Origin of the sequence: Lacipirellula limnantheis (assembly GCF_007746075.1) — a bacterium.
GTDB classification, from domain to species: domain Bacteria; phylum Planctomycetota; class Planctomycetia; order Pirellulales; family Lacipirellulaceae; genus Lacipirellula; species Lacipirellula limnantheis.
The window spans coordinates 5,524,243-5,537,549 of sequence record NZ_CP036339.1; the positions used below are offsets into that span (position 1 = coordinate 5,524,243).

A 13,307-nucleotide genomic window follows, 5' to 3' on the forward strand; every position below is an offset into this window, starting at 1 on the left:
GGGCGAATTCGCTGTGTCCACCAGCCGTCGAGGTTTCTATACTCCCGCCCCGAAATCCACCACCTCGAACTCGCCGAGCATTCCGCCGCGATCCCGCCAACCCCGGTCGATCCTGATGTCCCGCGTCGCCGCATCGCCCGCCAGCCGGGCGATGGAATTTGAGTTTGTCTCCCACGCGACATCGGCCCGGGGTCTCGAAGTTCGCCACGATCATCCGTCCGCCGGCGCGATGGCCACCGTCGGCGAGGCGCAGCAGAGCGAGCGATTCTACGGCTGGCTCATGGTCCCCCTGGCAACGCTGGTGATGATCAGCAGCGCGCCGGGGCAAACGTATGGGTTCATGCGGTTCAATTCGTCGATTCGCGAATCGTTGTCGCTGACGCAGACCGACCTCTCGGCCACCTATCTGCTGGCAACGCTGTGCGCGGCGATACCGCTGTCTTACCTGGGCGCCCTTTCCGATCGCTACGGACTCAAGAGATCGCTGCTGACCGCCGTGGCGGCGATGGCGGGCGCCTGCCTGCTCGCCTCGACGGTACAGGACGCGTCGACGCTATTCGTCGCCTGCCTCGGGCTGCGCATGATTGGCGCTGGGCTGCTGAGTCTGCTCGCCACCAATACGCTCGCCGCCTGGTTCGACAAGAAGCTGCCGTTTGCGTGCGGCATCATGCAGTTCGGCATGGCGGCCTCGATGGCCTTGGTGCCAGTGAGCCTCATGCTGTTGATTGGCGCCGTCGGCTGGCGAACGGCCTACGCGGCGATTGGGATCGGCTTGTTGGTCGGCCTGTTGCCGCTGCTCGTGATCGCCTATCGCGAACGGCCGAGCGACGTCGGGCAGCGAATAGACGGCGAACCTGCTGCGCATCACCGCGGGCCGGGTTCCACCAAGGAGCGTGCAAACGCCCGCCATTCATTTCGGCTCGTGGACGAAGACCATCCGCCGTCGCTCAACTTGCAGGAAGCCCTGCGGACCAGGATGTTCTGGCTGCTGCTGATCGCCACCGGCGTCTGGTCGCTGATCGGAACCGGGCTTATCTTTCATCTCGAATCGCTGCTGCAAGCTCATCGGCTCGCGGCAAGCCATACGGCGTGGGCCACCCCGCTGATGGCCGTCTCCATGGCCGTGATGCAGTTGGCCAGCAGCACGCTGATCGACCGATTCGCCATCCGCAAATTGATCAGCGGCGCCCTGCTGTGCACGGCGATTACGTGCACGATTCTGGCCACGGCAGGCGGATTTCTGGCGCTGGCGGCTTACGCGGTGTTCGGCGTCGGGCAAGGGTTAATGACAGTGGTATCGAGCGCATCGTGGGCTCAATACTTCGGTCCGGCCCACCTCGGGCGGATCCGCGGAACGTCAATGACGGTCGGCATCAGCTGCAGCGCGATGGGACCCTTGATCATGGGGGCGTCGGCCGATGCACTGGGCGGGTTCAACCCGTCGCTGTGGCTGTTCACGGCGGTGGCGATCATCATCGCGCTTGGCAGCCGCCTGCTGGGTAGAAACTAGCCGGAGGGCGACGCTCTTCGGCTCACGTCGTCGAGACGACGTGACGGTCACTGTCGCGGCAGCGTCTCGGTGCGAGCGACTGCTAGACGCCTAGTTGACGCTTGAGATCTTCCAGTTCGCGGCGGAGTTCGTTGGTCTGTGAGTCGGACTGTTCGCGATACTCGGCAAACTCGCGTTTCAGCGCCGTTACTTCGTCGGCCAGTAGTTTGATGGCGCCTCCGTCGGCTGCCGAAATGGAGCGGGATTCTTGCGAATTTGCCTCGCTTCGACCCGGAGCGGGAGACGACGGGACGGCGCTTGGCGGCATTGAGTCGGTTCCGCCGACGGCACTGGGGCTGCGCGTAGGTGCTGCCGCGGGGACGTCGATCGGGCCGTCGTAGTCGCCGTCGCCGCCGCCATGTTCGGCGCGGACCTTCGCCAATTCCTGCGGCTGATAGAGATTGTGCGTCACCACGCCGCCGCGACCGGGAGGCGTCAGAAAAATCAGCAGGTTCTTTGCCCGCAACCGTTCGACGATCGGCCCGAGTTCGCCGATGTCCTTGATCGGTTCCATCCGTGCCGCTCGGCCCCGCAACTCCCCGAGGGTTTGGGCCCCGCGCAGGAGCAGCTCCGCCATGACCGCCATTTCGAACTTGTCGACGCCGAGCCAGTCGTACAGCAAATGGCGGTACTTCTCCACGCGGCCGTCGCCTTGGATCAGGGCGACGGCTCCCGACTTGCGCAGTGAATCGAGTGCGTCGGTCACTTGATCTTCATCAAGCGTCATTTGGGGGAAGCGATTGTTCTTTTGGTTGCACCCGTTCAGCAAGGCGTTGACCGACAGAGGGTAGTTGTCTGGCGTCGTTTTGGCCTTCTCGACCAGCACGCCGGCCACACGCCGTTCGATTCGCTCGAGTAGTCGCCACTTGGGTGCGGGAGTCGCTTCGCTCATTGATGCCGTCCTGCATTATTGTTGCCGGAAGCCGCCAGTTTAACGTTTGACGCGGTGCGCGTAACCCGCGCACGGGGACGGATTGCGCGGCAACGCTTGCTGCTCTTGCCAGGTCGGAGGAGTTTTCATGGTCGATCTTGCTGGCCGCAGGACCGATGACCGCAACGCGGAGGATGGTAAGCGTCCGCCAGCTGTTACAGAGTCGTTACGATGCCGCCGCTGCCCTGGGTGGCCGGTTCAGGTAAACTTAGTTAGGTCGCAATTTCTCCGGCCGACCTGAGCGGGTGAGCGAATCGCCGCGCCACGCCGAGTTTCGGGCGGCTGCTCGAACCGTGGCAACCTCCACCCCCGGCGTCGCTCGGCCCATGCCCCTGCAAACGATCCTGACCATCGAAGATGATGCGGCAATCCGTCGCGGGGTGGCTGATGCACTCGCCTACGCGGGGTATACGGTTCTGGAGGCAGGCCACGGCGACGAAGGGTGCCAGATGGCTGTGCGGCGCGAGCTTGACTTGCTGTTGCTCGACATGGTCTTGCCCGGGAAGTCGGGGCTCGACATCCTGCGCGAAGTGCGCAACGTACGACCAACTCTGCCCGTGATTATTCTCAGTGCCCGCGGCGAAGAGAATGATCGGGTGAGCGGCCTGCGATTGGGCGCCGACGATTACGTGGTGAAGCCGTTCAGCGTCAACGAACTGCTGGCCCGCGTCGATGCGGTATTGCGGCGTTCGCCAAGTCGGCCGACCGACGTGCAGGATTTGTCGCTGGCCGCTGGCCGCGTCGACTTCGCGCGCTGCGAGATCTGCTTCGACGACGGCGAGCGGGTCGAGCTCTCCGAACGCGAACAACAACTGCTGCGCTATCTGGTGCGCCATGCCGGTCGGACCGTGCCGCGGCAAGAACTGCTGGAAAACGTCTGGCAGATCGACGCGCGCGGCGTCAGCACGCGCACGGTGGATATGCACGTCGCTCGGCTGCGGGAAAAGTTGCGCGACGATTCAGAGAATCCGGCCGTGCTCGTTACTGTACGTGGCCGGGGGTACATGTTGGCTTCGGGCGGGCGTACGAACTACGGGAATTGAACGACGTCCATGAAACGTCCCTGGCAGATTTGGCTCGCTTTCGTCCTCTGCGGATTCTTCCTCGCAGCGGCGATGGGCTGGCTGACGGTCCACGCCTTGCGAGTCGACCGCGCGCGCTCAACTGCGCAGGAGAATGCGACGCTAGAAAAAAATGTGAGCCTCGCCCTCTGGCGCATGGACACCAAACTTGCTCCGCTCATTGCCGCTGAAGCGATGCGTCCGCACGAACTTTATGAGTCGTTCATTGCAACGACGCCGGCGACCAAGGGAGGCCCGACCGTCGATCTCGTGCCGTCGCCGCTGTTGACGAGCCCGCCGGAGAATGTGCTGCTAAATTTTCAGTGCGGCACGGCCGAGGATTGGAGCTCGCCGCAGGCGCCTCCCGCCGAGCGATTAGAGATGGCGCGCAGCAATGGGATGACCGCGGCCGCGGCCGCGACGAATCGTGCGAAACTCAGCAGACTTGCCAACATGGTCGACGTTTCCAAGCTGCTTCAAGAGCTACCGAAACAACCGCTGCCATCGTCGGCGGCAACGCAATCGACTCAGTCGCGTGCCGACGCCCATGTCTGGGCGATGAATACGCCCTTTTACGACAACAGTGCTCAGATTAACGCTCCACCGGCGGATCGGCGGGCCGACGAGGCGTCCGTCGACCGACCGCCGATGGCTGAGCCTGCGCATCAAACAGCGACGTCTGGCGTCGAGACGATCGCTCGCGCGGCTAACGAGCCTCGGGAACAGGGCCCGCCGGCCCAACAGCAACTAGGAACATCGAGTTCCGATATCGCGTCTCGCGGATACCGATACCAGCAAGCAGCTGAGCAAGAGTTCAATAAGCAACAGCTCGGCAACTATTCCCTATGGGAAGATCGCGCCGCGAGCGGCTCCGGAGCGATCGAATATGTAAGCCGCCCGGTGTGGATCGGCAACGAACTATTGCTAGCGCGGCGGGTCGATCGCGACGGGAAGACATTCGTACAAGGCAGTTGGCTTGACTGGCTGGGACTGAAAAATGAGCTGCTAGCGGAGTTGGCCGATTTGCTTCCGGGCGCAGATTTGGTCCCCGTCCGCAATGAGAGCGAGGCCGACCCCACGCGGATGCTCGCCGGACTGCCTGTGAAGCTAGTGGTCGGTGAGCCGGCCGCGGGCGTCCACGCCGGGTCGGCAATCGACGCCCCGCTGCAATGGGCGCTAAGCTTCGGCTGGATGGCGCTTGCGCTCGCGCTCGGCGCGGTCGCGCTGCTGTTGCGGGGCGTGATGGCGCTGAGCGAGCGGCGCGCTGCATTTGTGTCGTCGGTGACTCATGAACTTCGCACGCCGCTGACTACCTTTCGGCTTTATGCCGACTTGCTTGCTCGCGACATGGCGCCGACGCCCGAGCGTCGACGCGAGTATTTGGAGACGCTGCGGACCGAGGCCGAGCGACTGACGCTTCTGGTGGAAAATGTTCTTGCGTATGCTCGGCTTGAGCGGGGCCGCACTCCCCAGCGAACCGTACGCATCACGCCCGCGGCGTTGATTGATCGTTTGGAACCGCGACTCGCTGAGCGGGCGGCCCAAGCAGGCATGACCCTGGCGCGCAACGTTGACGAGTCGTCAGTGGACCGGACGATCAACATCGACGTCGGCGTCGTCGAACAGATCATGTTCAATCTAGTGGACAACGCAGCGAAATACGCCGCCCGCGCCGCCGATCGCCGCATCGTCCTCTCGACGGCAAGCGACGGGAAATTTGTGGCGCTCACCATTCGCGACTACGGCCCGGGGTTCAGTTCGACGGCGCATGCATCCCGTTCGGCTCCGTTTAGCAAGAGCGCCGAACAAGCGGCCGAGTCGGCCCCCGGCGTCGGGTTGGGATTGGCTCTCTGTCGTCGACTCGCCAAGGAGGTTGGCGGCCGACTCGATGTGAGCGGGTGCGAAGGCGAGCTCGGAGCGGTCGTCACGCTACGACTGCCGGTCGATTGAAGGCAATCTATTCTTCGGGCTGCGTAGCCGAGCTACAAGTGAAAGTCGCCTTTTGCGGCACTTCCAGTGACTCGTCGAACGTGGTTTTGCATGTCAGTTCAGCCCGAACGCCTGCTGCCAGCGGAAGAGTTTCTTGCCATTGAGGGCGATACGCCCGCCAAGCATGAGTTCTGTCGCGGCGAAATGTTCGCGATGGACGGGGCCAGTCGCGAGCACAACTTAATCACGGGCAATATCGCAGCGTCGTTGCACGCCCAGTTGATCACAAGACCATGTGAGTCTTATGCCAATGACATTCGCGTGAAGGTTGCGCAAACAGGCCTCTACGCCTATCCCGATATCGTCGTAACTTGCGAAAAGCCGCGTTTCGAAGATGACAAGTTCGACACGCTGCTCAATCCGCAGGTGGTCGCCGAGGTCCTCTCTGACTCGACGGAGAAGTACGACCGCGGCAAGAAGTTCGAACACTATCGCCAGATCGACTCGCTCGTCGCATACCTGCTGATCGCAAGATTGCCCCCACGTCGAGTTGTTCACGCGCGATGCCGGCGGCGTGTGGGGATTGCGGGAGGCATCTGGACTGGACGCGTCGATTGATTTGCCGACGATTGACTGCACGTTGGCATTGGACGCCGTTTACGCAAAGGGTTCTTGGGCGTCCTAGGCTCGCGACCGCGCACCGGACCAGCGCTAGGCCAACCGCGCGGATAATCGCTGCAAAAAAAAAGCCGGCGGCCGAACTCGCTAGAGTTCGGCCGCCGGTTGAGAACTTTCGAGTTGTCGCGTTCCGCCGTGGCGGTTCGGTAGAGCCGCGCGAGCGGGCTGACTGGTTAGTTAGTAAGTCAGGATGGCGTCGATGGCGGCGGTCGTTTGGTCGAGGTCGGCCCCGGGCGCCCAGTCGTGGCGAATTTCGGGACGGAAGACCAGGTTCGAGAGCGCCTTGACGTTCACGCCGCCGGTGATTTCGTTGTAGGACGTGCCGTCGTCCTTCCACCATTCGCAGCGACCGCCGATGCCAATGATGTCGCTGTACGCGTACAGCAAGTATTGGTTAAGGCCGACCGTGTCGCGTTGACCGGCGTTGGGGTTCGGGGTCGCGTCGAGCACGTCGCTTTGGGCGATGTACTGCAACTTATCCGTCACCTTGGCCACGAGCACCATGCTGTGCGAGTAGCTGTCCTTGCCGCCGCGCCAACCGAAGTTGCCCCAGGTGTTGAGGTAGGTGAAGGTGACGTTCTCGTTGATGTTCGCGGCGAAGCCGCCGAGGAAGTTGCTGCCGCCGTCGAGGTTGTCGAAGCCGGTGTCCCAGCCCGCCGTCCAGCCGCCGTACAGGGTCAACGCTTCGAACCCGGTGTAGGTCGACAGGGCGCCGGTGTGAGTAAACGGCTCGCTGTTGAACATCGTGTACGAGTGGCTATGGAAGAAGTTGCCGGTCGCCGGAATCACTTCGTACCCGATGGGGGTGAAGAAGTGGCCGACCTTCGTCGACAGGTCGCCGTTGGCCACTTCCATGTAGGCCTGGGGGATAGCCCAGCCGTAGTAGCCGTGGTCGAGCGAGGCGTCGTAGAAGCCGAAGCCGCGCACCCCCGCGCCGGGGTTGCCGAAGGCTTGCGTCTTCTGGGCGTCGGTGCCGTAGATCAAGTCGATGCGACCGCCGAAGTCGCGACCGCCGGACCCGTCGGCCACTTTGCCGATGTAGAACCACTGCTGGGCGAGGTTCGCATGGTCGGGGATGTCGTCGAACGACAAGAGGTCGTCGAAGTTCTGCGACAGCGGGATGTTCTTGTTGTAGTAGGCGATGTTCGTCCAGCCGCCGACCTCGATCGCCGAGTCGTCGCTGAGACCCATCAGGCTCGCCAGCGACAGCGATTCCACCGGCCCGGCCAAGCCGCAGCCGCTAAACAACCCGCCCGCCGCGCAGCCGTCGCCGCACGCGACGTCGTCGCTGCAGGTCGGGTCGGCGCAGGATGGTTCGCAGCAGTCGCTGGCGAACGCGACGCCGCTAACGTTGTTGTCATAAGACCAGCCGCTGTTGTCGGCGGCGAACGCTGGGCCCGCTCCGAGCGCCAGGACGGCCAGCCCGACTCTCCATGTCCTAACTTTCACGTGATAGCTCCTTCTGCTTTCGCTACGCAGCCCGCTCAGCACCCAACCGAGCAGCGGCGAAGCATTGCTGTTAGCGGTAACGGCGGCTCCGAACGGTTCGACCGGGAATCGCCTACGCGGGAATGTCCATCCGCCTTGCCATCATCTATCGACGCGCATGAGAACCGCCGAAGAGCTCGCCGAGACTGAAAGCAACGGTTTTGCCCGGCGAATTAGCCGAAAATGAGAAACCTTACCGGTTGTAAGGAACATCGCAGCGACTCGACGCGCTACGGAAAAGTCAGACTTCGCTAGCAACTAAACGTCGCCCCGAGCGAGCGCCAAGGTCGCCTGCCGCGCTGAGCCGTCAAAGTCGCCGCAGCTTCGCAAACCGGCGCGAGAACGCTCTCTCAATGGGCCGCGTGGGCGTCGCTTGCTTCCCAACGGTCTACCCGCCAAGGCTCGCCTTCAGATTCGTAAAACTTATTGCGAGACATATGCATTTGCACATGACGGTGACTGCCCGTCGCCTGATCGGCCAAGAAGAGCTTGGCGCTGATGATCGTTCGACCGGCATCGAACACCGGCTCCGAAACCGTTTCGACTTCGATCTGCGGGTCCTCGACGGAGGCAAAATCACGCACTAGCGGATCTTGCTCCAGTCGCTCTCGGGCGATCCGTTCCAGTTCCTCAACCGGCCGAGGCGCGGTCCCCGGCTCGCCGCGAGGAACCAGCTGCCCGGCAGCGTCGCCCGTCAACAGGGCGCGGGAGTCGTCAATTTCGCCGGAGGTCATCAACTCGAGCCAGCGCTCGGCAGCGGCTCCGGCCTGATCCTTGAGCAGGCGATCGCGGACTTCTCCGCGCACGAGGGCGGCGACAAGGCAGCCCACGGCAAGCGCCAGGCCAGTGCGCGCCAGTCCGGCCCCGCTCAACGCGCCGTCGGACTCGCGAATCTTGCCGAGCGCGATGAGCGCTGCGCCAATCGCCGCAGCCGGAATCAAGAACAGCAGAGGCCCGATCAACGCCGCGACCGACGCTATTCCCAAGAGCAGCGCGATCACAGCCAAGGGAGCAAGCTGGCTGTACTTGTCGTCGTCGGCAGGTTCAAGCGAGGGCTTCACCGTTGGGCATCCTGCGAAGGGAGAGAGAAGTGCGGCGGTTGGTAGTGGCCGGCCGGATTCGCCGGAGAGTTGCAGTCCGAGGCGGGTCACTGCGTGGTGATCTGTTGCAGTACTTCGGGACCATGAAACGCCGTGACCGCCGACGACATGGGCGACGCGAATGACTGGATCGTCTGATTCTGCCACGGCGCCGCTTCGGCCGTCTTCCACACGCCAGCGGCAAAAGGAATGTAGAGCATCAGTGCGCTGAAGCTTGTCAGCATCAGCGCGACGACCAGACCCAGCAAGATGCCCCCGCCGGCGTCGAGCGGCTTGAAGAATTTCATGCGCACCTTCGACGTGCGATCGGTAATCAGCCGCAGAACCATGACGGCGAAGAAGAAGATGCCCCAGATGCAAGCGAATTTGAATGCCCATTCATTCTCAGGACTGGGCTTCGCCTGCTCCAACACATAGGCCGTCAGGGCAAGTCCGCCAGGGATCGCGATCATTGCCGCCAGAATCACGCAGAAGAGCGTGATCGCATTATTCCACATGCCTTCGTTGACGGTCATCGCGAAACCGGCGAAGAAAATGGCGAACATCAGAACGGCTACATACAACATGGCGGCAGCGCCTCTAAAAGCTTTTACGCCGAGCTTTCGGCGGAATGTTCTTGGTTGATTCTTGTGGTCGGTTGTCAGTCGGCAGTCGCTCTCGTTGCAAACTCCTTCGCAACTGACAGCAGACCACTGACGACTGACGTTTCTCTTACTTCAACACGCGCATTAACTCAGGCAGCGACGTCACCCCTTTGGCAACCAGCAGAATGCCTTCTTCCTGCAGCGACCGCTGGCCATCCGCCCGGGCGGCTTTCTTGAGCAGTTCCAAACTCGGTTGCTTTGCCAGAATCTCCCGCATCTGGTCGGTCACTTCGAGCAATTCAAAAATGCCCGTGCGGCCGTGGTACCCAATGCCTTGGCAGGTCTGACACGGCTTCTCGATTTCCTCGGGCTTCGGCGGCCGGTAAAGTTGCTGCACCTTGCCCTGCGGGATGCCAAGCTTTTTCAACACATCGGCTGGCGGCGTGTAAGCCACCTTGCAATCGGAACACAATTTACGGATCAGCCGCTGGTAGAGCACGCCGGTAACGACGGACGCAAACTGCGCTTGCGGCAACTTCATTTGCAATAGCCGCAACAACGCTTCGCCGGCCTCGCGAGCCGGCATGCAGGCGACCACAAGGCGGTCGTCCTTGATCTCATTCATCAGCAGCGTCGCGCTCTCGGCATCGACAAGATCGCGACAGATATAAACGTTCGGATAGAGGCGTACGAGTTTGGGGATGAGCGTCGCCGGGGTCTCGCCCTTACTCGCGTCGTACGTGTGAACCGTAATATTCTGAATATCGATTTCGCGATGGTTCACCTCCTCGATCGCAAAAAAGTCCCGCATCAAGCGATCGGTTTCTTCGAGCGAGGCGTTGGTCATCGTCGTCAGCCCGCCGGCCGGCATCGCGGAAAACACGACGAAGCCCTGATCGCGGGCCATGAATTCGCCCCACTTTTCCTTCAACGCTTCCCGGAGGCCGAGACTGTCGTACGTGTGTGGCTTGGCTTTCTCGTTCAGTCGACTGACGATGACCCGTTCGCCATTGGCGACGCCTTGCGACGTGATCGGCAGCAGATGTTTTTTGTTCTCGTACTTGGCGGCGAAGCGGCCCGACTGCTTCTTCTTTCGATCCTTCGGGTCAAGATTGGCGAGCGTCTTCATGACCGCGAGCATCACGTCGGCCGACTCGCGATCGCGGGCATCGCCGCTATGCAGGACGCCGTCGATCTCGTGCCGCACCGCCACCCCTTGCGGACCATATTCGAGCACCACGCGATCGCTGCGACGGTTGAGCATCTCGATGACGAGATCCTTGACCAGCAGGTAGCCTGGCGACTGGCGGGCCGTTAGGAGATTGGCGTTGTCCTCGTTCTGGCCGGCGGCGCCCATTGCGAACAGTTCGACCGCGGCTCCCTTTTCGTAGTCCGCCTGTCGCTCGTCGCTCATCTTGACGCCGATTTTCCCGAGCAGCATCGCGAAAAAGTGACGCCACCACGGGCCGGTAAGCACTGTTTCATGCGGCTGCACGCTCTTGTTATGCACGACGACATAAGGCATGAAGCTAGCCAGCAGCACGATCCCCAGGACGACGGGGCGCACCCACCACGGCACTGGCACGAAGAGCAGCGCGACGCCGACGACGGCGAACGGGAAGAACGCGACGGGATTCCACCGCTGATATCCTAGCGCAAAGATCTGCGAGTCGCGATTGACCCAGTCGCCCAGCGATGACCAGATCATGAGCAGCGCGCCCAAGATCGCCGGGCCTACCAGCATCGCCAGCAGCGTGCCGGTCGCGAGCGGGGGCGTTTTGGCTGGCGCCGTCGGCGTTGTCGCCGGCTCGGCGAGCGCAGCGGCCGCTCCGGGGTCGGCAGGCGCGGCGGCCTCTTGAGCCAACGCCGGCGCAGCCCACGACAATGCGGCAAGCGCAGTGAGCAACAAGCAAACGATCAACAACTGCCGCATCAGAGAATTCCAGGTTGTTTAACTTCGATGCCTTTGAGCGCCATCTTCAGCGCTTCGCGATTCGGCGCCACTTCCATGGCCACTTCGCGGTCGATCAAACCATCGTCGACCAGTTTTTTTAGACTCTGCGTGAAGTCTTGCATGCCGTCTTCCGATCCGATGCGAATCGCATCGGCCAGCTTGTGATCCTCCTCTTCGAGGATCAGCTTGCGCACGGTCGGCGAGAACTTCATGATCTCGACCGTCGGCACGCGGCCGACGCCGGGCTTGATGCTCTTCAGCAACTTTTGCGCGATGATCCCCTTCATGTTCATCGCGATCGCACTCCGCAGCGCGTTGTGCATCCCTTGCGGGAAGAGGTCGAGAATACGACCGATCGTCGACGGCGCGCTCGAGGCGTGGATGGTTCCGAACACCAAGTGGCCCGTTTCCGCCGCATGGATGGCGGTCATGAACGTTTCCTGGTCGCGCATTTCGCCCACGAGCATCACGTCGGGATCTTCGCGGACCGCGTGCTTCATGCCGATTTCGAAGTTCACCACGTCGAGCCCGATCTCGCGTTGGTTGATCAGGCACTTGTCTTCCGTGAAGACGAATTCAATCGGGTCCTCGAGCGTGAGGATATGCTTGCGGTAACGCTTGTTGATCCAGTTGAGCATCGACGCGATCGTCGTACTTTTGCCGGAACCGGTGACGCCGGCGAGCAGGATCATCCCTTGGTCGTAGGTGCAGAGGTCGACGATCGTCGACGGCAGGTAAAGGCCCTCGAAGTCGGGAACCCAGCTGTTGACGCGGCGTGCGACCAGCCCGATGTGGCCCAACTGCTGCAATAAGTTCACGCGGAAGCGCCAGTTCGTGCCGTCGACGTCGAGCATATGGGCGAAGTCGGCCCCGCCGTCGTGATCAAAAATCTTCCGATTCCGTTCGTTCATCATCGGAAAGCAGAGACGCACCATCTCCTCATCGTCGATCGGCCCCCGGCTCATGGGCCGCAGCGTGCCGTTGACGCGAACCATCGGCGGCTTGCCGACCTTTAAGTGGAGATCGCTCGCTTCCAGCTTGACGCAAGCACGGAAGAGCTTGTCGATCTCCAGGTCCTGATGCGGCGCGACGAAGCTATCGTAGTCCGATTCTTTGATGGAGCTGGCCATGTTTCTGATCCTCAGTGCGTCCCATGGGCTGGTCGGTTAAGCGACCAGTCCGAAGCGAGCTTAATTCCTCTATGCCGAGAGCCTCACCGGCACGCCGCGCTGGGCCATGATCCGCTTCGTCTCTTGGATGGTGTACTCGCCGAAGTGAAATATGCTGGCCGCCAGCGCCGCGTCGGCCTTGCCAATCGTCACGGCGTCGGCCAGATGCTCCGGCCGCCCCGCTCCGCCGCTGGCGACCACTGGGATGGACACCGCCGCGCTTACCGCAGCGGTGATCTCCAGATCGTAGCCATCCTTCGTGCCGTCGGCGTCCATGCTGGTGAGGACGATTTCGCCGGCGCCGAGAGCCTCGACTTGCTTGGCCCAAGCGACCGCTTCAAGCCCCGTCCCAATCCGCCCGCCATTGATGTGGACTTCCCACGCCTCGCGGCCGTCGCGTTCCACCCGCTTCGGGTCGATGTTGACGACAATGCACTGGCTGCCGAAGCGCAGCGCGGCCGCGCGAACGAATTCGGGATCTCGCACGGCGGCTGAGTTGATCGACACCTTGTCGCATCCGGCGAGCAGCAGGGCCCGGATGTCTTCGATCGTCCGAATGCCGCCGCCGACGGTGAGCGGCATGAAGATTTGCTCGGCCGTCCGGCGAACCACGTCGAGCATAATGTCGCGCCCTTCGTGGCTGGCCGTGATGTCGAGAAACACCAGTTCGTCGGCGCCCTCTTGCTCGTATCGCGCCGCCACCGACACGGGATCGCCGGCGTCGCGGAGGTTCAGGAAATTGGTTCCCTTCACCACGCGACCGCGGTCGACGTCGAGGCATGGAATGACGCGCTTGGCAAGCATGGCTGGCAGCGTCGGCGAGCTGCCGACCAAAAGAGGCGAAAACGCCCGAAGTTCCCTGAA

General features: G+C 62.4%; 11 protein-coding genes. 4 read left to right on the plus strand and 7 right to left on the minus strand.

Going from position 1 to position 13,307, the window contains the following annotated elements; all coding sequences use genetic code 11:
- The first annotated feature begins 115 nt into the window (after positions 1-115).
- A complete protein-coding gene (locus tag I41_RS21480) occupies positions 116-1,510 on the plus strand; it encodes an MFS transporter (protein WP_168207079.1) in 1,395 nt (464 codons plus the stop codon).
- An 82-nt stretch (positions 1,511-1,592) separates the two neighbouring features.
- On the opposite strand, the gene I41_RS21485 is transcribed toward I41_RS21480, so the two are convergent.
- Positions 1,593-2,441, minus strand: a complete 849-nt coding sequence (locus tag I41_RS21485) for a DUF480 domain-containing protein (protein WP_145434960.1) — start codon at positions 2,439-2,441, stop codon at positions 1,593-1,595.
- A gap of 332 nt (positions 2,442-2,773) precedes the next feature.
- Between I41_RS21485 and I41_RS21490 the strand changes: the two genes are divergently transcribed.
- The 3 genes from I41_RS21490 to I41_RS21500 all read left to right on the plus strand — a co-directional run bounded on the left by I41_RS21490 (position 2,774) and on the right by I41_RS21500 (position 6,088).
- Positions 2,774-3,523: a response regulator transcription factor gene (locus I41_RS21490; protein ID WP_246133722.1), complete on the plus strand. Its 750-nt coding sequence runs from the start codon at positions 2,774-2,776 to the stop codon at positions 3,521-3,523.
- A gap of 9 nt (positions 3,524-3,532) precedes the next feature.
- Complete coding sequence (locus tag I41_RS21495) at positions 3,533-5,491, plus strand: sensor histidine kinase (RefSeq protein ID WP_145434961.1); 1,959 nt, start codon at positions 3,533-3,535, stop codon at positions 5,489-5,491.
- Positions 5,492-5,581: 90 nt separating this feature from the next.
- Positions 5,582-6,088 (plus strand): Uma2 family endonuclease, encoded by a 507-nt coding sequence (locus I41_RS21500; RefSeq protein WP_210421028.1) that lies wholly within the window; start codon positions 5,582-5,584, stop codon positions 6,086-6,088.
- Positions 6,089-6,325: 237 nt separating this feature from the next.
- Here the strand turns inward: I41_RS21500 and I41_RS21505 are convergent, their stop codons facing one another.
- The 6 genes from I41_RS21505 to hisF all read right to left on the minus strand — a co-directional run bounded on the left by I41_RS21505 (position 6,326) and on the right by hisF (position 13,247).
- A complete protein-coding gene (locus I41_RS21505) occupies positions 6,326-7,597 on the minus strand; it encodes an outer membrane beta-barrel protein (RefSeq protein ID WP_145434962.1) in 1,272 nt (423 codons plus the stop codon).
- Between the two features lie 389 nt (positions 7,598-7,986).
- Positions 7,987-8,697: a hypothetical protein gene (locus tag I41_RS21510; RefSeq protein WP_145434963.1), complete on the minus strand. Its 711-nt coding sequence runs from the start codon at positions 8,695-8,697 to the stop codon at positions 7,987-7,989.
- An 86-nt stretch (positions 8,698-8,783) separates the two neighbouring features.
- Positions 8,784-9,302, minus strand: coding sequence for a CvpA family protein (locus I41_RS21515; RefSeq protein WP_145434964.1), 519 nt, complete (start codon positions 9,300-9,302; stop codon positions 8,784-8,786).
- A gap of 145 nt (positions 9,303-9,447) precedes the next feature.
- Complete coding sequence (locus I41_RS21520; protein WP_145434965.1) at positions 9,448-11,253, minus strand: GspE/PulE family protein; 1,806 nt, start codon at positions 11,251-11,253, stop codon at positions 9,448-9,450.
- Positions 11,253-12,404, minus strand: a complete 1,152-nt coding sequence (locus tag I41_RS21525; RefSeq protein WP_145434966.1) for a type IV pilus twitching motility protein PilT — start codon at positions 12,402-12,404, stop codon at positions 11,253-11,255. The genes I41_RS21520 and I41_RS21525 overlap by 1 nt, the downstream gene beginning before the upstream one ends.
- A gap of 69 nt (positions 12,405-12,473) precedes the next feature.
- Positions 12,474-13,247, minus strand: a complete 774-nt coding sequence (gene hisF / locus I41_RS21530) for an imidazole glycerol phosphate synthase subunit HisF (RefSeq protein WP_145434967.1) — start codon at positions 13,245-13,247, stop codon at positions 12,474-12,476.
- Between the last annotated feature and the right edge of the window lie 60 nt (positions 13,248-13,307).